21 protein-coding genes are annotated in these 19,356 nt (G+C 40.8%); 7 read left to right on the top strand and 14 right to left on the bottom strand.

Features of this window, described 5'->3' with window-relative positions:
* Position 1 precedes the first annotated feature (1 nt).
* The 12 genes from flgK to QL984_RS08875 form a co-directional block, all read right to left on the bottom strand.
* Positions 2–2,008: a flagellar hook-associated protein FlgK gene (gene flgK / locus QL984_RS08930; protein WP_290172467.1), complete on the bottom strand. Its 2,007-nt coding sequence runs from the start codon at positions 2,006–2,008 to the stop codon at positions 2–4.
* Between the two features lies 1 nt (position 2,009).
* Entirely contained in the window at positions 2,010–3,005 is a 996-nt protein-coding gene (flgJ, locus tag QL984_RS08925; RefSeq protein ID WP_008113076.1) for a flagellar assembly peptidoglycan hydrolase FlgJ, read from the bottom strand.
* Between the two features lie 136 nt (positions 3,006–3,141).
* Entirely contained in the window at positions 3,142–4,236 is a 1,095-nt protein-coding gene (locus tag QL984_RS08920; RefSeq protein ID WP_036953616.1) for a flagellar basal body P-ring protein FlgI, read from the bottom strand.
* Between the two features lie 12 nt (positions 4,237–4,248).
* Positions 4,249–4,932, bottom strand: coding sequence for a flagellar basal body L-ring protein FlgH (flgH, locus tag QL984_RS08915; protein WP_013465588.1), 684 nt, complete (start codon positions 4,930–4,932; stop codon positions 4,249–4,251).
* Between the two features lie 14 nt (positions 4,933–4,946).
* A complete protein-coding gene (gene flgG / locus QL984_RS08910; protein WP_013465589.1) occupies positions 4,947–5,735 on the bottom strand; it encodes a flagellar basal-body rod protein FlgG in 789 nt (262 codons plus the stop codon).
* Positions 5,736–5,756: 21 nt separating this feature from the next.
* Entirely contained in the window at positions 5,757–6,500 is a 744-nt protein-coding gene (locus tag QL984_RS08905; RefSeq protein ID WP_013465590.1) for a flagellar basal body rod protein FlgF, read from the bottom strand.
* A gap of 133 nt (positions 6,501–6,633) precedes the next feature.
* Positions 6,634–7,956, bottom strand: coding sequence for a flagellar hook protein FlgE (gene flgE / locus QL984_RS08900; RefSeq protein ID WP_013465591.1), 1,323 nt, complete (start codon positions 7,954–7,956; stop codon positions 6,634–6,636).
* 58 nt (positions 7,957–8,014) lie between these two features.
* Positions 8,015–8,692 (bottom strand): flagellar hook assembly protein FlgD, encoded by a 678-nt coding sequence (locus QL984_RS08895; protein WP_013465592.1) that lies wholly within the window; start codon positions 8,690–8,692, stop codon positions 8,015–8,017.
* A gap of 13 nt (positions 8,693–8,705) precedes the next feature.
* Positions 8,706–9,137 (bottom strand): flagellar basal body rod protein FlgC, encoded by a 432-nt coding sequence (flgC, locus tag QL984_RS08890; protein ID WP_013465593.1) that lies wholly within the window; start codon positions 9,135–9,137, stop codon positions 8,706–8,708.
* A gap of 2 nt (positions 9,138–9,139) precedes the next feature.
* Complete coding sequence (gene flgB / locus QL984_RS08885; RefSeq protein ID WP_013465594.1) at positions 9,140–9,550, bottom strand: flagellar basal body rod protein FlgB; 411 nt, start codon at positions 9,548–9,550, stop codon at positions 9,140–9,142.
* A 129-nt stretch (positions 9,551–9,679) separates the two neighbouring features.
* Complete coding sequence (locus QL984_RS08880) at positions 9,680–10,510, bottom strand: protein-glutamate O-methyltransferase CheR (RefSeq protein WP_013465595.1); 831 nt, start codon at positions 10,508–10,510, stop codon at positions 9,680–9,682.
* Between the two features lie 20 nt (positions 10,511–10,530).
* Positions 10,531–11,463 carry a chemotaxis protein gene (locus tag QL984_RS08875; RefSeq protein WP_013465596.1) on the bottom strand — a complete coding sequence of 311 codons (933 nt, stop codon included), beginning with the start codon at positions 11,461–11,463 and terminating at the stop codon, positions 10,531–10,533.
* A gap of 138 nt (positions 11,464–11,601) precedes the next feature.
* Here QL984_RS08875 and flgA point away from each other — a divergent pair, with 138 nt between their 5' ends.
* The 3 genes from flgA to flgN all read left to right on the top strand — a co-directional run bounded on the left by flgA (position 11,602) and on the right by flgN (position 13,129).
* Entirely contained in the window at positions 11,602–12,309 is a 708-nt protein-coding gene (gene flgA, locus QL984_RS08870) for a flagellar basal body P-ring formation chaperone FlgA (RefSeq protein WP_016899218.1), read from the top strand.
* A gap of 75 nt (positions 12,310–12,384) precedes the next feature.
* Positions 12,385–12,705, top strand: a complete 321-nt coding sequence (flgM, locus tag QL984_RS08865; protein ID WP_013465598.1) for a flagellar biosynthesis anti-sigma factor FlgM — start codon at positions 12,385–12,387, stop codon at positions 12,703–12,705.
* A complete protein-coding gene (flgN, locus tag QL984_RS08860; RefSeq protein WP_013465599.1) occupies positions 12,698–13,129 on the top strand; it encodes a flagellar export chaperone FlgN in 432 nt (143 codons plus the stop codon). Before flgM ends, flgN begins: the two co-directional genes overlap by 8 nt.
* Before the next feature lie 88 nt (positions 13,130–13,217).
* Here the strand turns inward: flgN and QL984_RS08855 are convergent, their stop codons facing one another.
* Positions 13,218–13,676 carry an LPP20 family lipoprotein gene (locus QL984_RS08855; protein WP_036953730.1) on the bottom strand — a complete coding sequence of 153 codons (459 nt, stop codon included), beginning with the start codon at positions 13,674–13,676 and terminating at the stop codon, positions 13,218–13,220.
* A 139-nt stretch (positions 13,677–13,815) separates the two neighbouring features.
* Between QL984_RS08855 and QL984_RS08850 the strand changes: the two genes are divergently transcribed.
* Positions 13,816–15,003, top strand: a complete 1,188-nt coding sequence (locus tag QL984_RS08850) for a flagellar assembly protein T N-terminal domain-containing protein (RefSeq protein ID WP_290172457.1) — start codon at positions 13,816–13,818, stop codon at positions 15,001–15,003.
* Positions 15,004–15,017: 14 nt separating this feature from the next.
* Here QL984_RS08850 and QL984_RS08845 read toward each other — a convergent pair whose 3' ends face one another.
* Positions 15,018–15,917, bottom strand: coding sequence for a LysR substrate-binding domain-containing protein (locus tag QL984_RS08845; protein ID WP_069438728.1), 900 nt, complete (start codon positions 15,915–15,917; stop codon positions 15,018–15,020).
* Between the two features lie 113 nt (positions 15,918–16,030).
* Between QL984_RS08845 and QL984_RS08840 the strand changes: the two genes are divergently transcribed.
* The 3 genes from QL984_RS08840 to QL984_RS08830 all read left to right on the top strand — a co-directional run bounded on the left by QL984_RS08840 (position 16,031) and on the right by QL984_RS08830 (position 19,328).
* Positions 16,031–16,759: a glutathione peroxidase gene (locus QL984_RS08840; protein WP_008466566.1), complete on the top strand. Its 729-nt coding sequence runs from the start codon at positions 16,031–16,033 to the stop codon at positions 16,757–16,759.
* Positions 16,760–16,813: 54 nt separating this feature from the next.
* A complete protein-coding gene (locus QL984_RS08835; RefSeq protein WP_036953615.1) occupies positions 16,814–18,262 on the top strand; it encodes a dihydrolipoyl dehydrogenase in 1,449 nt (482 codons plus the stop codon).
* 133 nt (positions 18,263–18,395) lie between these two features.
* Entirely contained in the window at positions 18,396–19,328 is a 933-nt protein-coding gene (locus QL984_RS08830) for an exopolyphosphatase (protein WP_036953612.1), read from the top strand.
* Positions 19,329–19,356 lie beyond the last annotated feature (28 nt).

The raw sequence follows: 19,356 nt of genomic DNA, 5'->3' as shown, positions 1-19,356 counted from the left end.
ATTACCTCGCCGCACTCAGTAAAGTGTCAAAAATAGAACGTGCTGCAGACAGTACTTGAGCCGATGCAGCATAAGATTGCTGAAAACGCAGCAAATTAGCTGCCTCTTCATCTAAATTTACGCCGGATAACGATTCATACCAGGCTTCTGATTGCTGTGCTAAAGCATCAAATGCCGCCCCGTTGGTTTTTGCTTGACTGGTTACTACACCAACATCGGTTACTAATCCAGCATAGGCCTGGTTCAAGGTTTTATGATTATCGGCTGAGGCACTTGCTACCACATTTTGACGTACTAAATCGCTATTTTGTAAGTCAGCGAGTTTTTGACCATTACGGTTATCATCAAAACCGCCTTCATTAAATTCTAAATTAAAGGTATCACCTGTAGCCGGTACCCCTTCAATATTAAAGTCAAAACCATAGCCATCATAAGGAGGCCCCGCTTGCGCCAAAATATTGTTAGCAGGCGGTGTAACCGTAAACGTGGTTGTACCATTACCATCAGTAAGTTGATATTCGTTAGCATTAGCAGTTTTAACAATGTTAATAGGACCATTTGCTAAGCCTAAAGGGTTTGTAAAACTGCCGGTAGTTACATCGCTCACATCACCCGGTGAAATAGTCCCAGTGCCTGTATTATCAAGCCCGTCTGCTGTTCTAATTGGAGAGGCCAATGCAATGTCTTCTCCTCGACCTGTTGTCAGCGATATATTGCCAGCCGCGCCACTATTAAGTTTTATCTGAAATTGATCACCGGCATTACCGGCTCCGGTTACGTTTAGCTCTAAACCAAACGACTCCCCGCTGGTGATTGCCGCAGAGTCAATAATGCCACTCGGTGGAATAACAGCTAACGATGCACTGCCTAAAGGCTCGCCTTTATTATCTATTGGCTGAATACTTACTTCGTTAGGGTTCCCCGTATAGGTGATCACAAAATCACTCGCTGGTAGTTCACTGCCTTTACCAGCTTCAACGGTTGCTGACATATTAGCTGTTCCGGTATTTGCTTGATAAACAAAAGCACTGACCGTTGGGATATCAAAAATATCGCCTCCAAGCTCACCGTTTGCATCCATTCCTAAACGGTTTTGCTGATTAAACGAATCAGCAAGCGCAATGCCCATCTGACCTATTTGATTTTGTGCAGGCACCAAAATATCGTCTCTAAATGCCAATAAGCCACCAATTTTACCTTTGAGTTTAGTGGGATCTATTTCTAGTGGAACGGCTTGGCCACCATTTACATCTAAGCGTAACTCTTTAAAATTAGCATCGGGATCGCCACTAATCGAAAACAAGTTAAATGAACCATTTTGCATAACAACCGCTTCACCTGTGCCCATAAATACTTGTTTTTCACCATTAGGGCCATCGAGTGTTTCTATATCAATTAGTTTTGATAAATCACGTATTGCTTTATCACGCTCATTGTAAGCTGAGCTAGCATCTGCTTCGTTTTTAGTGCCATGAACACCCGCAATTTCTTGATTTAACGAACTAATACTTTCGATTAACGTATTCGCCTCTTCAGAAAATATTTCTAATTGCTCATTAACCACTGCTTTTTGCTCTGAAACAATACCTGCAAGCCGGTCCATTTGATCAATCAGATTTTGCGCATCACTCATCACTAATGAACGAGCAACCGTAGATGAAGGTTGGTTAAGTGCTTCTTGTACGTTGTTAAACATCGAGTTGATACTAGTTGATAAGCTGTTTGATTTTTCTGAAAAAATTTGATCAACCCGACTCGCCTCGCTAACAAATTGATCAAAAAAGCTTTTATTTGAGGTATCTCGGTTTAATTGCTTTTGTGCAAACTCATTTAATAACCGGTACGTTTGACCGCGGCTCACCTGATTATCAATCATGGTAGTAAATTCAGTGCGCTCTCGTACATACCCTTCAGTATTAACGTTTGCGATGTTTTTACTTGTCGTTTGCAATAACTCAGAGTTTGCTCTTATTCCTGAATTAGCAATATTTAATAAATTAAACGACATGTTACTCTACTCCTTGGCGGATAACGCTTGTGGCGATATTCTTTAACTCGTTACTGTTAAGCACTCTTTTTATTTTGTCTGCATAGTTAGGGTCGGTTGCATAACCGGCTTGCTGTAAAGAGTCTAAAAATTTGTGCGGCTTTGCTGTATTGTTTAATGCATCTTGATAGCGAGGGTTCTGTGTTAAAAAATCCACAAAATCATTCACGCTATCTTTTATTGAGTCATACGCTCTAAAGCTTGCTTGCTTTTTAACTGCAGCGCCTTGCTCAAACTCTAAAGTGACCTTACTGGCTTTTTCGCCCTGCCAACTTTTATCTGACTTTATATTGAATAAATTATTTGAGCTATTGCCATCACCTTTACTGATAATATGTTTACCCCAACCAGTCTCTAATGCTGCTTGCGCAACCATAACCGCCGGATTTAAACCAATTTTCTTAGCCGCTGTTTTTGCGTGTTCCCATACGGTGCTTACAAATTCCTCAGCATTTTCAAATGTGCCAGACGCTATGTTTTGTTCGCTTTTTTCAGTTGAATCAACGAGCGGCACTTTTTCAGTGACCTTTTGGTTTTCTTGATGAGGTAAGGTGCTACCCGCACGTTGGTCACTAAAGAAATCTGACGTTGTACGAAGAACAGAGCCTGGCATAAAGTTTTTTCCATCTGGCGATAGTTGCTGCACAATTAAATCTGCAAGACCTAAAGAGCCATTTGATGAAAGCTCTGTAGCCATCTGTTGGTCGTGCATTTCTTCAAAAAACTTCACGCCACTTGCATTAAATGGGCTTTCTTTGTCTTCAAAAGCCTCATTGGCTTTACGCATACTTTTCAGTAGCATTTGGGTGAAGATAGCTTCAAATTGTGCCGCCGCTTTTTTTAACGCCGCTTTAGATGCATCGGTTGATGCATCACCGCTGTTTAAAGCATCTCGACGCAAAGAGTCTAAGTTGCCTAAATCAAAAAAGTTTTGCTTATCTAGATGATTTGTTTCCATCAGCTTTTTGACACAATAATTAATAATACCTAGTTAAATGCAATAATTGAGCCAAAAGAAGAGTAGCGATGAAAGGTTAAGGATGAAAGGTTAAGGGTTAAAGACCCTAGGGCTTAGGGTCTAGAATCTTATAAAACTAAATTACAACAAGCTGACCGTTAATTGCACCGGCTTCTTTAAGTGCTTCAAGAATCGCCATTAAATCGCCAGGGGCAGCGCCAACTTCATTAATAGCACGAACTAAATCATCAAGGCTTACACCTGGGTCAAATACAAAAGCACGTGAATCATCTTGATTAACGTCAATAATACTTTGTTGGGTAACCACTGTTTCCCCCTCAGCTAGAGGATTTGGCTGCGCCACATTTTGTTGCTCAGCAATGGTCACAGTAAGGCCACCATGTGTAATTGCCGCAGGTTGTAATTTTACATTTTTTCCAATAACTATAGTGCCGGTACGTGAGTTAACAATTATTTTTGCCGAAGTATCCGCAGGCTTAAACTCTAAGTTTTCAAGAGTTGATAAATACGATACACGTTGCGAGGCATCACGAGGTGCAATAACGCGAATAGAAGCTGCATCGAGTGCTTGAGCGCTATTTGGGCCGATTAAATCATTTATGGTTTTCTCTAAACGTTTAGCAGTAGTAAAATCAGGGCGGTTTAAATTAAAGGTAATATAGTCGTTTTGCATAAATGGGCTTTTAACAGCACGTTCAACCGTGGCACCATTTGGTACGCGTCCTACCGTTGGCGTATTAATCACAACGCGACTACCATCAAGGCCTTCAGCGCCTAAGCCACCTACAATTAAACTGCCTTGAGCGATGGCGTAAACATTACCATCAACCCCTTTTAGGAATGTTTGTAATAATGTACCACCGCGCAGGCTGCCTGCACTGCCAATTGATGACACGGTTATATCTATGGTTTGCCCTGGCTTTCTAAATGGAGGGAGTTCAGCATGAACAGCAACCGCTGCAACATTTTTAATTTTTGGCTTTAAACTAGAAGGTAACGTAATACCAAAACTATTGAGCATGCCTTTAAAACTTTGTTCGGTAAAACGGCTTTGCTCACCGGTACCCGGTAAACCAACAACCAATCCATAGCCCACTAATTGGTTTGAGCGCACCCCTTCGACCATAGACACATCTTTAATTCGCTCAGCACTGGCAGTAAATTGCCAGCCTAGTAGCACCATAAAACAAAAAACTTTAAAACCATTCATGTCGAATGTCCTCTAAAAAGGAAACAATGAGCTACTAAAGAAACGCGTTAACCAACCCGGGCTTTGTGCCTCTTGAGTTTGACCCTTACCTGAATACTGAATACGTGCATTCGCAATTCGATTAGACTCAACAGTATTATCGGCATTGACATCTTGCGGACGCACTAACCCCTCTAAGCGAATAAATTCTTCACCGGTATTTAGCGTTAGCCATTTTTCACCGCGAATCACTAAATTACCATTTGGTAATACTCGCATCACGTTAACCGAAATATCGCCAACTAGGCTGTTTGATTGATTTGATTTTGAGTCACCTTTAAACGACGCATCACTACCAACCCCAAATTGAATACTATCGCCACCAATATTAACCGGTAAACCACCTAAACCAATAACAGGATCGAGGCTAGCATCTGTTTGTTTATCTGTTTCTGTTTTAGCCGCTTTTGTGGCTTGGGTTGACTCTTGCAATTTAACCGTAATGATATCGCCTGTTCTAAGTGCTTTCTTATCGGCATATAAGTCATTCGATAACTGAGTACTGAATAAAGAGCCAGTTGCTACCACTGGCTCCATATTAGGCTCAGGATACATAGGTGCATAGTAGGGATCGTCCTGCACTACTTCATTATTTTGTGTAGATACACAACCGCTTAACAGTAAAGTCCCTACTGCAAATAACATGATATTACGCATACAATCCCCCAAGACTATAATTGTTGATTGATGTAGCTCATCATTTCATCAACCGCTGAAATTACCTTTGAGTTCATTTCGTAAACTCGCTGAGTTTCAATCAAATTAACCAACTCTTCGGTCACATTTACATTTGATGTTTCAAGTGAACCTTGAATAATTGTACCTAAGCCCTCAACCCCCGGGTTACCTTGAACAGGTGCACCACTTACTGCAGTTTCGGTATAAAGGTTTTGCCCTATAGGCTCAAGGCCCGACGGATTGATAAAATCACTAATAGTAATTTGACCAATAACCACGTTTTCGGCTTGACCTTTAATGCGAACTGACACTTCACCATCTTGAGATACGGTGATTGACTGTGCATCATCAGGCACATTCATTTCAGGCTGAACAACGTAACCGGCACCCGAAGTTACAACTCGCCCCTCACCGTCGGTGGTAAACTGACCGTTACGCGAATAGGCAATATTGCCATCAGGCTGTAAAACCTCAAAAAATCCAGGACCAGAAATCATCCAATCTAATGAATTTTCAGTGGTGAGCATGTTACCTTGGGAAAAGTTTTTCTGATTAGCGACCACTTTCGTACCCGCGCCCAACATTAAGCCTGACGGCATTTCGGTGTCTTGCGATGAGCGACCGCCTGGTTGATTAATATTTTGGTAGAGTAAGTCTTCAAAAATAGCGCGGCTTTTTTTGTAACCCACTGTACTGGCATTCGCTAAGTTATTTGATATAACCGATATATCTGTTTGTTGAGCGTCAAGCCCTGTTTTACTTATCCATAATGCTGGATTCATAATAATATCCTCACGTTATAGTTAAACGATGCGCATCAGCTGTTCTTGACGTTCGTCAATCTCTTCAGCTGTTTTCATCAGTTTTACTTGTAATTCAAATTGGCGTTGATGACTGATCATATCGACCATTTCATGCACAGGATTTACATTCGATTTTTCTAATGTGCCGCCTAATACTTGTACATTGGCTGATGTTTCAACTATTTGGCCTGGTTTAGCTCTAAATAAGCCATCGTTACCCTTCTCGAGTGTAGCGTTGTTTGCATCAACTACTTTTAGCCGATCAACTTCTTCTAAAAAGTTAGCCGGTGCACCTTGAGGGCGAACTTGAATAGTGCCATCTTTGCTAAATTCAATTTTTTCAATCGGTACAGGTAATATGACTGGCCCACCTTCGCCAATAACTTGACGACCGTCGCTGGTAGTCAACATTCCTTCAGCCGTTATATTTAACGAACCCACTTTTGTATAGGCTTCATTACCAGAGGCATCCTGAACACTCAGCCATGCGTTATCACTCATAGCAATATCAAGGCTGCGACCTGTTTCGACAACACCGCCCGATGTCATGTTTGATCCTGGGCGCTCCTGCATAGCAAAAACACGAGTCGGCAAACCTTCACCGAAAGCCTGCATTGACCGTGCTTGCGCAAAATCAGATTTAAACCCAGTGGTATTCGCATTTGCCAAATTATTGGCTTTAAGAGCAAGCCCTTGCATGCTTTGTTTAGCGCCAGATGCCGCTATGTAGACCATTTTATCCATAACATCGACTCATTAAGAAATCTATGTATGAGTAAATGCAATATAAGTGCCAAATTAAATTTAAGTGTGAATAAGATTTTAGGAGAGGAATAAAAAAGGCTGCACTAAGCAGCCTTAGTAAATCAAAATATGATTATCTGATCTGAAGGATGTTCTGTTGAATAGTTGAGTTAACCTCAAGCGCACGAGAGTTTGCTTGGAAGTTACGCTGCGCACTAATCAAATCAACCAGCTCATTGGTTAAGTTTACGTTAGACTGCTCAAGAGCTGACGAATTAATGTTGCCTAGTGTGCCTGAACCTGGCTCACCCGCAATTGGTTCCCCCGAGGTCAAACTTTTTTTCCATGAAGTGTCACCTACTTGCTGCAAACCTTGTGAGTTTGAAAAGCGCACCATGGCAACTTGACCTAAGTAAGTTGAATCACCATTACTGTAAGATGCAACAACTTTTCCATCTGTACCAATATCAATACCCGCTAAGCGACCTACTGTCGCACCATCTTGCTCTAGTGCTTTCACCTCAAAGCGACTCGCATATTGAGTAGGCGTTCTATTTGCAGTACCGGCCTCATCGCGCCAATTAATCGCAATATCATCAAATTGGGCGCCATTAGATAAAATACCCGATAAATTAGTTCCGGTTAAATTAACATCAGTAAAGGTTGGACCAACATTTGGAGCACCATTAGTCGTTGCAGGCAAACCGCTAGCATCAAACCCAAAGGTACTTAGCGGGCTTGGTGTTGCTGTCGCGGCACCAGTTGCATCAAAGGGAGTTTTATCAAGCGTACCATGTACTTGCCATTCATTAGGCGCTGTTTTTACAAAAAAGAATTGTAGAACATGTGGCTCACCAAGTGAGTCATACATTGTGGTCGATGTCGAAGAGTTATAAGTAGTACTGTCTGTTGCATCAAAAGGGACAGCTATTACATCTTCTCGAGAATCGACGTTAAATGATGTATAAACGTTTGAAGTAGAGCGCGGAGAGCCCGAAGAATCTGGTATTTGTAAAGCAGATGAAGTACTAAGACTTACAGAGGTCGTATCACCACTAACTTCATCAACTGGGAAGCTTTGTAAAAAATTACCTTTAGCATCTACAACAAAGTTATCTTTATTAAGCTTAAATGCACCCGCACGCGTGTAGGTAAAGTCTTGTGCGCCTAAGTCTTGACTGGTAGCAAAATACCCCTCACCTGTGATCGCTAAATCCAGTGAATTATTAGTAAACTGCAGCGAGCCCTGATGAAACTGCTGGGCAACCATAGTGGTTTGTACACCATCACCATTTTTCGTTTTACCGGCGCTAAATACTGATGATGCGTATACATCAGCAAATTCAGCGCGAGACTCTTTAAAGCCCGTGGTATTTACGTTGGCAATATTATTGGCGGTAACATCTAAATCTTTTTGTGCGGCAGCAAGGCCTGTTAATGCAATATTGAAGCTCATAATTAACCTCTAACCTAAAAAATATTTAGCCTATTGGCTAAAAAATACATAAAATCTATTACGCGATTTCTGCGACATCAGTCAGCCTAACCGCACCTTCTTTGGTATTAATAATAATGCCGCTTGAGCCATTAATATTAACACTCTCAATATTTTTGAATGAGGCAATTGGTAAGCTAGAGAATTCGCCATCCGTACTGCCTTCAGCTTTAACATTGTATTCACCAGGAGGAAGTCGTTCACCCGCTTCGTTTTTACCATCCCATGCAAAGCGAACCGCACCTGCAGGCTGCGTGCCTAAATCAATAGTTTTAACTAATTGCCCTGATGCATCTTCAATACGAAGCGTTAAATTGTCTACCGGCTTTTCAGCAACAATCGCTCCCTTTACCTCACCCGACTCATTAAGCTCAAGTGTGTCAGACTCCAGCAGCGCTTGCTTACCAACCAGTGTTGATGCTTGCAATGCTGAATTTGATGTCATCGACGCAGCTAAAGACTCAAAGTTAGAGTTTAAATTTGAGATCCCTTCAGCCATAGTAAAGTTTGTCATTTGTGCAATCATCTGATCGTTATCAGCTGGTTTGCTGGGATCTTGATATGACAACTGCTGTGTTAACAACGAAAAGAAATCTTCTTGGGTTAACGCATCACTCTCTTCTTTTTTTGGCACTTGCTTATCTTGCCAACGTAAAGAGTCCATGTAGGATGAAGAAGTACTAATATCGTTACTCATGAGCTACCCTCAGTTACCGCTGACCTAACAGCAGTGTTTTACTTAACATTTGCTTAGCTGCATCAGCAACTTGAACATTTGTCTGATAAGAGCGAGAAGCAGAAATCATATTTGCCATCTCCTCAACAACATTCACGTTGGGTTTGTAAATATATCCATTTTCATCCGCACTCGGGTGATTTGGGTTATATTCGATTTGTAGTGGTTTATTACTTTCAACCACTCCTAACACTTTTACACCAACGGCAGAGCCCTGTGGGTTGCTTGCTGACGCTGACGCTTTTGTTAGCTCCGCAGCAAATACAGGTTGTCGCGCTCGGTACGTCTCATTTTGTGAAGAGCTAATTGTATTGGCATTAGAGATATTACTTGCCGTGGTATTTAATCGCACGTTTTGCGCGCTCATACCAGAACCAGCAATATCAAACACATTATATAAACTCATAATTAGGCTCCTTGACTACCGAGGGCTTTTTTCAGGCCTTTAAATTTACCATTAAGAAACTGGACACTGGCCTGATACTCCATAGCATTCTGTGTATACAAGTTCCGTTCCACTTGTATATCAACAGAGTTGCCATCACCTGTATCTGTTTGATTTGGCGTACGAAATAGTTCATTACTACCTACACTACGGGTACCACCGGCAATGTGTTTTTCATTGGTTCTTACCATGGTATTGCCGCTTAGTTGGTTGGACTTTGCCGTTTTTAATGCTGAGGCAAAGTCGATATCTTTTGCTTTATAGCCGGGCGTATCAGCATTTGCGATATTAGTAGCGAGCATTTCTGCTCTTTGCGAACGGATCAACATCGCATGCGGATGCACGCCTAATGCTTTATCAAAACTGATAGCCATAACTACCTCCAAAAAATTGACTCAGTACAGATAAAGCAATAAATGAGCCAGCAGTGAAAATAGTGATGATAAAAACAAAAAACGACGCAATAGGCGTCGTTTAGAGGAGGGATAATATATTAATGAAGGTCATTTCTTTTGATAAATGATACCAGGGTTACAACGCACCATATCAAAGTCAGTACTTAAACCAGACATAGACTCCGACGCACCTAAAAATAAATACCCCTTAGGGTTAAGTGCTTGAGAGAATTGTGCAATTATTTTGGCTTTCACCTCAGGTGAAAAGTAAATTAAAACATTACGGCAAAATATAATATCGAACTTACCCATTAAAGCGTACGAATCGAGCAAATTTAAATGCCTAAAGCTCACTTGCTTTTTCAATGAATCAACCACTTGTGCCATACCATTGCCGCTGTCTTTAAAAAACTTTTTACGGCGTTCAGCAGAGAGTCCACGAGCCAATGCCAATGCATCATATTCAGCATGTTTACACATATCAAGCATGGTATTTGATATATCTGTACCAATTATTTGTGCACCCATTTTTAAAACACCAGGGCTGCTGGATTGAAACTCAGCAACCGACATCGCTATTGAGTAGGGTTCTTGTCCTGATGAGCTCGCCGCAGACCATATTTTTAATGGCCTATTTAACGTTTTAAACTCAGGGAATAATCTGGTTTTAAGTAACTCAAACGGATACTGATCTCTAAACCACAATGTCTCATTGGTTGTCATGGCATCAACAACGGCAGCGCGCAACTGGCGCTCATGCACACCGAGAGTTTTACTTACCAATTCAGACAACGATTCAACATTAAATCGAGACATTAATGGTGCCAAACGGCTCTTTACCAAATACTGCTTATTTTCACCTAAAACAATACCGCACTGTTGTTCTAAAAATAAGCGAAATTGATCGTATTCGTTTTGCTGCAAATCTTTATTAGTCAAATCAATAACACCTATGTTTATTAATCACGATGAACCCATTTATTAACGGCTGTTGCAAGCTCGTCTGGGTTAAATTTTGCAATAAAATCATCTGCTCCTACTTTTTCAATCATCGCTTGATTGAAAACACCACTCAATGATGTGTGTAAAATCACATGTAGTGGCGCAAGTTTAGGATTAGCTTTGATTTCTGCAGTCAGCGTGTAACCATCCATTTCTGGCATTTCTACATCAGAAATGAGTAGCCCTACTCGCTCTGTAATATCATTTACGCAATCGAGCTCTGCAATTTCTTTTAATCTTATTAAAGCTTCTTTACCATTTTTAGCCAACTCAGTTGTTACACCTAATGGTTCCAATGCTCGTTTTACTTGATTTCGCGCAACAGCCGAATCATCAGCAATAAATACTATTCTCTCGCCTAAATCTTTTTGTATATTACCTTGCGAGGCGACATCATCGCTCACGGTAGTATTAACTGGGCAGATTTCGTTTAAGATTTTTTCTACGTCGAGTATCTCAACGAGCTCATTTTCAATTTCAGTGACGGCTGTTAAATAAGAATAACGACCCGCTCCTGACGGCGGTGGCATTATTTTTTCCCAGTTCATGTTAACTATACGTTCAACACCACCTACTAAGAATCCTTGCACTGTACGGTTATACTCAGCAATTATTATAAAGCCATCTTCGATGCTTTTTATTGGGCGCCCGCCTACGGCCATAGATAAATCAATCACCGAAATAGTTTGCCCACGAATATGTGCTACGCCACGGATATAAGTGTTAGATTTCGGCATGCTAGTCAATGGAGGGCATTGAAGAACTTCTCTTACCTTGAACACATTAATACCAAAGCGCTGACGCCCATTAAGCTTAAATAACAATAATTCCAAGCGGTTTTGCCCAACCAACTGCGTACGTTGGTTTACTGAGTCTAAAATGCCGGCCATTTAAATCTCCTAAGAAAACAAATATAAGGAACGATAATTGCTTTCAATTAATAAAGCGTCATAACACAACGGGGGCGTCTAAATTCTGACGCAAAATATTTATACCCTGTTTGCAACCATAAGCATAGTCGAAACATTATGAGTTTGTTAAAAAAAACCAGAAGATACAGTGTTTTTTATTTTCTTGCTAGCCTCTGCTTCGCTTTGCCACTAAAGGCACAAGTATTTAGTAAAGAGTTATTGCAAGAAATGGCTGTATCTTATGTTGCTCAAAAAGCAGTGACTACAAATGATAACAAAATACAGTTTAGCGCATTACCGCTAGATAGCCGCATTCCCGATCGCCAATGTAATTCTGAGCCTGAGCTAATAACGCCAAGTGAGCCTCCCTTTAATCGCCAAGTCACTATTCAAATAAAATGTAACGATAGTGACAACTGGGCACAGTACGTTCATGTCAGAATCACTGAATCAGCACCTGTTGTAGTTGCAACTACCAATTTAGCACGAGGTGAAGTGATTACTCCATCCCATTTAAGTATTGATATGCGCCCTGCACACTTTATCAGAGCGCAGTACCTTGAAGATCCAACGGCTCTTATTGGTAGTCGTAGCAAACGCAACATCCGTGAAGGAATGCCCGTTTTACTTAATCAAATATGTATGGTGTGCAAAGGTGATTCTGTTACAATTTATGCTAATATCAAAGGGTTAAGAGTGAAAACGACGGGTATTGCATTAGAGGATGGCACCTTGGGCGAGCAAGTAAGAGTAGAAAACAAAAAGACAGGTAAAGTTTTAAATGCGCGTGTAGATGGTGTAGAGTCTGTGCAAGTAAATATTTAATATAAATTTATGCTAAAGTATCTTTAATAAATGCCGATATAAAGGCATCAGTTGGGCAATATACGGATTTTTATTATGGTCGGTCAAGTAAATAAATCAAATCAACAACCGAGTGTTTTAACAAACACTCAACAGCAAAAAGTTGATTTAAAAAGAGATAATGCAAATACACAGGCGGCACAAACGCCTTCACCTAAAGCTGCCAGCGATTCGGTGAGCTTAACACCGCAAGCTAAGCAATTAAAATCGTTACAAGAGAAAGCGCAGCAGTCTTCTGGTTTTGATAGCAACAAAGTTGCTGAGCTTAAAAAAGCGATTACTGAAGGTAATTATCAAATCGACAGTGAGAAGCTTGCCAAAAATCTAGCAGACTTTGAGTTTAACGTTTATGGCTGATCACAATAGTTTAATTACAATTAAACTAAATGAGCAAATTACTTGCTTAACAAAACTGAGCGAGTTACTCACTCAGGAGCTTACTGCGATTGCATCTCGAAGAGGTGAAGGTTTAAAAGAAATTGCCCAACAAAAAATGTCTTTTTTAACCAGTATAAGCACCCTTGATAAAGAACTCAGCAAACTTATTGCCAGTAATGATCAGCAAACAGATGAAAACGCTGACTTAATAAAGCTAACTCGAGAAAAGCTTGAGCAGTGTCAAAAACAAAATGAAGTTAACGCTCATGCAGCGCACCAGGCGCAGTTAAGTGTAAAGCAATTAAAGGGTATTTTAATTGGCGCACCTTCGTCTATGACCTACGATCAAGCCGGTAGTGTAGTTAATACTGACAACAGCATTGTGCGTAACCTAAAAGCCTAAAGAATACTCATAAAAAAACGCCTAAACGATTATTCGTTTAGGCGTTTTTTTATGATTAATAATTTGTCGGTTAGTAATAACTTGTCGCTTAGTAATAAGTGACTTTTTTCACTTCCCGTGGTTTTATCTCACCGATGTACAAGTCGTGTACGCGCTTCATATTAAGCTCAAGCTCAGTAATATACACATCATTAACAGCATAAGTTTTTATAATTTGCGCACCTTTTATAATACCTTGCACTTTACTCTGTAAATAATCATCTTGGGCAACAGAGCCTGCGACGGTTGTGCCTGCGGTAATTTTTTGCCCGTACACTTGTTCCGTTAGTTCGCGGTATGCTTCTAGCTTGGAGGCTTTAATTGCCATAAGCTGTTTTTGAGTGTCATTACTTCCCGACTGCAAACTAATGGGCGCGTACCCTATTGCTTTTAATACAGGGTAATTATTTGGCTCAACATATTTATATTCAACGTGCTTATCAAATATATTGCTACAACCGCTTAACGTTAAGCAGCCTAATGTGATCATTAATGGCATTACTCGCATCATACAGGGCCTTTAAAAACTAATTAAACTCAGTTATGCACGTTTAATGCCAGTGATACCTATATTCTGTAACAACAAATAATAGTGGTACATTACTTGCTGAGATTTATTAACACTAACGTTTAATTGGAGTAAGAGTATGAAATCGTTTTTAAAAGCAGTATTGGCAGGATTAAGCACCACTGCGGTATTAACGTTTTCACCTTTTACCCACGCTCAGTGGTATGAGTCTACAGGCCATGCGGTTATTCAAAATAGCGACATTCCCGGTGCAAAGGCCGCTGCAATAAAAGATGCGATTACCCAAGCCCTTGTATTCTCTGGTGCGCGGGTGAGCTCGGTGCAAACACTTGTTGATGGTGTTTTAACCCAAGATCAGCTAAAAATAAGTAGCCAAGGCGAAATTCAAAAAATAGAGCTCGTTAGCGAAAACCGCAGTAGTGATGAGTTTGCAATTACCTTACGCTTAGATATCTTTGCGCAAACAGAGCAATGTCCACAAAGCAACTTTAATAAGTTTATAGCTGTCACGCAAAGCCAATTAACAAATCGTGAACAAGCGAGAATGGGTCAAATATTTGACATTAACAAAGCAGTCAGTAAAAACATTTATACCTCGTTGCAAAAATCAAAAATGAGTGCAATACCCGTTGCCTATTTCAACAAAGCTATAAAGGTTGATACCTACTTTAATCAACAGCATGACTATTCAAACAGTCAGTTAGAAGAAATTTCATCACGCAGCAATGCGCAATATGTGCTGTTAAGTCAAATAACCAGTTTATCTACCAGCGATAAACTCAATAGCGACTATGCGTTTTGGCAAGATGAAAGCTATCAGCGCCACTACCAAATAGAGTTTAGCTTATTTAATGGCACCACTTACGAGCCGTTATGGCAAAAGAGCTATCAAAGCCAAGCAATTTGGCCATTTGAAAAAACAGCCATTATTGATGTAAATAGTAATCGGTTTTGGCAATCACCTTTTGGCCAAAGCATTAGTGATATAAACCAAACCTTAAGTTATGACCTACAAGCAGCCATGGCCTGTCTACCTACTCAAGGTAAAATAATGCATATGGAAAACAATAAATTAGTGATTAATTTAGGTAAGGCTCATGGCTTAGAAGAAGGCCAACTACTGAGTATTGCCCATCATAATTATTTAACCGACGCACAAGGCAACACTATGCCGCATACCATCACTACACTTAACCGTATACGAATTGAGCAGCTTTATCAGCTCAGCGCTATTGCCGTCAGTATTAATGATCAGCCTTTGCCGGGCGTACAAATTAATGACATTGTAGAGATTGCCGAGCAATAGCCGCATGTAAAATGCTAAAGCGCCTCGCTTAGTTTAGCCTTTAAATTAGAGTGGGCGCTTAACCACTGAGCCAATTGCTCAACCCCAGATAAGTGCGGGTAATGCTTTCTACATGCAAATACAATATTACGTTGTTGATTAGGAAAAATAGGCAAATAATGAATACCCACTCGTGGTATTGCTGCAAGTTTTGGCACAAACGTAACACCATCATCCATCGCCACCAGCGCCAATAAAGTCTCAAGGCTATTTCCTTGATACTGGCTGGAAACATCTACCCCTGCCGAAAAACAAAACTGCTGGGCTTGATCTTTAAAGCAATGGCCATCACTTAACATTAATAGGTTGCAACCTTGCAGGTCTTGCAGTGCCACTTTTTTATGCTCACACAATGCGTTATCGCTTGATACGGCAACTAAAAAGTCTTCTTTATATAAATCAATGGTATGGTAACTTTTAAGTTCAGGTACATCCGCTAAAATTGCAAAGTCGACTTCACCACTTTCTAACGCAGCTAAAATAGTGGTTGTTTGCATTTCAATAAACGAAAACTGGCTATTTATAAACGCTGCTTTCATTGATGTTAGTAGCGTAGGTAATAAATACGGCGCAATCGTTGGAATAATACCAATGGTTAGCTTACCCTGCAGTGGTTCATTAGATGTTGCTGCCAGCTCTTTTAATATTTGTATTTGCTCTAAAACGACAGCTATTTGTGTCAATAAACGTTCACCTTTGGCAGTTAAGGTAACGTGCTTGGTAGAGCGGTCAAAAATAATAACGCCTAATTCTTGTTCCAGCTTTTTAATTTGCCCACTTAAGGTAGGCTGGCTTACAAAGCAGGCATCGGCCGCTTTACGAAAATGCTTATAGTGGGCAACCGCTTTGATATACTCTAAATCTTTTAAGTTCATATTTACACTCAACCTGATAGCTTATACCTATCAGTTTAATACAAACAAACGATTGGAACTATATTTAATTGTTCGCCATAATGGCTATCAACAAATCAAGAGGAACTAAAAACATGTTAAACAATATTGAAGGTCAAACAATCCCAAACGTAACATTCGCAACGCGTCAAAACGACGAATGGAAATCAGTGACTACAGACGACATTTTTAAAGGTAAAACGGTTGTTGTATTTTCACTACCAGGTGCATTTACACCTACGTGTTCATCAACGCACTTACCACGCTATAACGAACTAGCTGGCGTACTTAAGCAAAATGGCGTTGATGACATTGTTTGTGTATCAGTAAACGATACGTTTGTAATGAACGCATGGGCTGAACATCAAGAAGCGCAAAACATTACCTTACTACCAGATGGTAACGGTGAATTTACCGACGGCATGGGCATGTTAGTTGATAAAAACGATTTAGGTTTTGGCAAACGCAGCTGGAGATACTCTATGCTGGTTAAAGATGGCGTAGTAGAGAAAATGTTTATTGAGCCAGATTTACCAGGCGACCCATTTGAAGTATCAGACGCTGACACTATGCTTGATTACATCAACCCAACTCAAGTAAAACCAGAAGCAGTTACTCTATTTACTAAGCCTGGCTGTCCTTTCTGTAAAAAAGCAAAAGAGCTACTTACAGCTAAAGGCTTTGCATTTGAAGAAATCGTAATGGGCGCTGGCGCATCACTTACCAGCCTTAAAGCGGTATCGGGCCGTGAAACCGTGCCACAAGTATTTATTGGCGGTAAGCACATTGGTGGCTCAGACGACCTAGAAAAATACTTTGCTTAATTAAGTAAATAAAACAGGGGCTGCAACGCCCCTGTTTACTAAAGGAAAAACACTATGAAAGAATTGCAAACCGACGTTGTTGTTATAGGTGCAGGTACCGCTGGTTTAAGTGCCTATCGTAATGCTAAACAATTTACTCAAAACGTACTTATGATTGAATCTGGCCCATACGGTACAACCTGCGCACGTGTTGGTTGCATGCCAAGTAAATTATTGATTGCCGCAGCAGAAGCCGCCCATTCAATAGTAATGGCCCCTGCCTTTGGTGTTCACAGCTCAAAACCGGTTATTGACGGTAAAGCCGTTATGGCACGAGTAAAAAGTGAACGCGATCGCTTTGCAGGATTCGTAGTAGAAGCGGTAGATGAAATACCTAGCGAAGATAAAATTCGTGGCTATGCACAATTTTTAGACGCCAACCGCGTACAAATAGACGACCACACCATTATTACTGCCAAACGCTTTGTAATTGCAACGGGTTCACGCCCTTCTTACCCAGGCGTATTTAATAACTTTGGCGACCGACTGATTATAAATGACGATGTATTCGACTGGGATGATTTACCAGAATCAGTGGCCGTATTTGGCCCTGGCGTTATAGGCCTTGAAATTGGCCAAGCGTTACACAGATTGGGTGTAAAGGTAAAACTATTTGGCGTAGGTGGTGCCATAGGCCCATTAACCGACCCAGTAGTTAAAGATTACGCTAACACTGTATTTGCAGAAGAGTTTTATGTTGATACCGACTCAAACGTATCAGACATGAAAAAAGTAGGTAATAAAGCAGAGCTAACCTATACCGACAAGCAAGGTGTTAAACATACTGAGCAGTTTGACTATGTACTGGCTGCAACTGGGCGAGTACCAAACACCGATAAGCTAGGGTTAGAAAACACCGGCATAGAGCTTGATGAACGTGGCGTACCAACGGCCGATGCCCATACTATGCAATGTGGCGACTCACACATATTTATAGCTGGTGATGCCAGTAACATGCTGCCGCTGCTTCACGAAGCATCCGATCAAGGGACAATCGCAGGGCAAAACGCAGGCCGTTATCCAAGTGTGCGCGCAGGCTTACGCCGCGCTAAAATAGCTGCCGTTTTCAGCGACCCACAAATTGCCATGGTTGGTGAAAGCTTTAAAGAAATTAGCCAACGTTTAGGAAGTTGTGATTGCTTTGAGATAGGCGAAGTTAGCTTTGAAAACCAAGGTCGCAGCCGCGTTATGCTAAAAAACAAAGGGCACATGCGTGTGTATGCCGAGCACGGTACCGGCTTATTTTTAGGTGCTGAATTTATTGGCCCACAAGCAGAGCACATAGCACACTTACTTGCATGGGCTGTACAAAACAAAATGACTGTACCGCAAATGCTAGATATGCCTTTTTATCACCCTGTTATTGAAGAAGGTCTACGCACTGCACTGCGTGATTTAAACGCTAAATTAAAATTTGGCCCAGACATTCTTAACCATTGTATGGAATGTGGCCCAGGCGCATAACACATCACTAATACACACTTGCTACTCAAAGCCAAAACCATTGTTTTGGCTTTTTTTATGTTAAAAACTGGTATATAAAATGGAGTTTAAACTGCTACACTCAGATTAATAAACAAACAAAAATGGACCGAAAATGAGCAATAATAAATATAGACTTGTCACTCGAAGCGATTTTGACGGCCTAGTGTGTGCCGTATTACTTAAAGATTTAGACTTAATCGACGATATTTTATTTGTGCATCCAAAAGACATGCAAGACGGTAAAATAGCCATTACCAGCAACGACATTACCACTAACCTCCCCTATGTTGCCGGTTGTCATATTGCATTTGATCATCACTTGAGTGAAACCGTTCGTAACGCAAGCGATATAAAAAACCACATTATTGACCCAGATGCGCCTTCTGCAGCACGCGTTGTTTATGATTATTATGGCGGTGCAGAGAAATTCCCTAATATTTCAACTGACATGATGGAAGCGGTCGATAAAGGGGATTCTGCACAATTTTCAAAAGATGAAATTTTAAACCCAACTGATTGGGTACTGATGAACTTTATTATGGATGCGCGCACAGGGCTTGGTCGTTTTCGTGAATTCAAAATTTCTAATTACCAGTTAATGATGAAGCTAATTGACGCCTGTAAAGATCACAGCATAGAACAAATACTAGCAATGGAAGATGTTGCCGAGCGTGTTGCTTTATATCACGAGCACAACGCACAAGCTAAAGAGCAAATAGACCGCTGCTCATCAGTACACGACAACTTAGTGGTCCTTAATTTAACCGAAGAAGAAACCATTTACGCTACTAACCGCTTCGTTATTTACGCCATGTTCCCCGAGTGTAATATCTCAATTCATAAAATGTGGGGGCTTAAAAAGCAAAACGTGGTGTACGCCATTGGTAAATCAATCACCAACCGCAGCTCAAATACTAATGTTGGCGAGTTATGCCTTAAATACGGCGGCGGCGGCCATTTAAATGCCGGTACTTGCCAAGTAGACACTGACAAAGCCGAAGAAGTATTGAGTGAGCTGATTACTACGATTACCAGTGATGGCTGATTTATAGCCTCGGGGTTCGGGGTTCGGG

The organism is Pseudoalteromonas sp. APC 3495, assembly GCF_030407645.1.
GTDB classification, from domain to species: domain Bacteria; phylum Pseudomonadota; class Gammaproteobacteria; order Enterobacterales; family Alteromonadaceae; genus Pseudoalteromonas; species Pseudoalteromonas tetraodonis.
This window is presented reverse-complemented; position numbering and strand designations above follow the sequence as displayed.

Excerpts from the sequence above, each read along its gene's own strand:
- flgK (WP_290172467.1), bottom strand. The coding sequence starts at position 2,008 with ATGTCGTTTAATTTATTAAATATTGCTAATTCAGGAATAAGAGCAAAC.
- flgJ (WP_008113076.1), bottom strand. The coding sequence starts at position 3,005 with ATGGAAACAAATCATCTAGATAAGCAAAACTTTTTTGATTTAGGCAAC.
- QL984_RS08920 (WP_036953616.1), bottom strand. The coding sequence starts at position 4,236 with ATGAATGGTTTTAAAGTTTTTTGTTTTATGGTGCTACTAGGCTGGCAA.
- flgH (WP_013465588.1), bottom strand. The coding sequence starts at position 4,932 with ATGCGTAATATCATGTTATTTGCAGTAGGGACTTTACTGTTAAGCGGT.
- flgG (WP_013465589.1), bottom strand. The coding sequence starts at position 5,735 with ATGAATCCAGCATTATGGATAAGTAAAACAGGGCTTGACGCTCAACAA.
- QL984_RS08905 (WP_013465590.1), bottom strand. The coding sequence starts at position 6,500 with ATGGATAAAATGGTCTACATAGCGGCATCTGGCGCTAAACAAAGCATG.
- flgE (WP_013465591.1), bottom strand. The coding sequence starts at position 7,956 with ATGAGCTTCAATATTGCATTAACAGGCCTTGCTGCCGCACAAAAAGAT.
- QL984_RS08895 (WP_013465592.1), bottom strand. The coding sequence starts at position 8,692 with ATGAGTAACGATATTAGTACTTCTTCATCCTACATGGACTCTTTACGT.
- flgC (WP_013465593.1), bottom strand. The coding sequence starts at position 9,137 with ATGAGTTTATATAATGTGTTTGATATTGCTGGTTCTGGTATGAGCGCG.
- flgB (WP_013465594.1), bottom strand. The coding sequence starts at position 9,550 with ATGGCTATCAGTTTTGATAAAGCATTAGGCGTGCATCCGCATGCGATG.
- QL984_RS08875 (WP_013465596.1), bottom strand. The coding sequence starts at position 11,463 with ATGGCCGGCATTTTAGACTCAGTAAACCAACGTACGCAGTTGGTTGGG.
- flgA (WP_016899218.1), top strand. The coding sequence starts at position 11,602 with ATGAGTTTGTTAAAAAAAACCAGAAGATACAGTGTTTTTTATTTTCTT.
- flgM (WP_013465598.1), top strand. The coding sequence starts at position 12,385 with ATGGTCGGTCAAGTAAATAAATCAAATCAACAACCGAGTGTTTTAACA.
- flgN (WP_013465599.1), top strand. The coding sequence starts at position 12,698 with ATGGCTGATCACAATAGTTTAATTACAATTAAACTAAATGAGCAAATT.
- QL984_RS08855 (WP_036953730.1), bottom strand. The coding sequence starts at position 13,676 with ATGCGAGTAATGCCATTAATGATCACATTAGGCTGCTTAACGTTAAGC.
- QL984_RS08850 (WP_290172457.1), top strand. The coding sequence starts at position 13,816 with ATGAAATCGTTTTTAAAAGCAGTATTGGCAGGATTAAGCACCACTGCG.
- QL984_RS08845 (WP_069438728.1), bottom strand. The coding sequence starts at position 15,917 with ATGAACTTAAAAGATTTAGAGTATATCAAAGCGGTTGCCCACTATAAG.
- QL984_RS08840 (WP_008466566.1), top strand. The coding sequence starts at position 16,031 with ATGTTAAACAATATTGAAGGTCAAACAATCCCAAACGTAACATTCGCA.
- QL984_RS08835 (WP_036953615.1), top strand. The coding sequence starts at position 16,814 with ATGAAAGAATTGCAAACCGACGTTGTTGTTATAGGTGCAGGTACCGCT.
- QL984_RS08830 (WP_036953612.1), top strand. The coding sequence starts at position 18,396 with ATGAGCAATAATAAATATAGACTTGTCACTCGAAGCGATTTTGACGGC.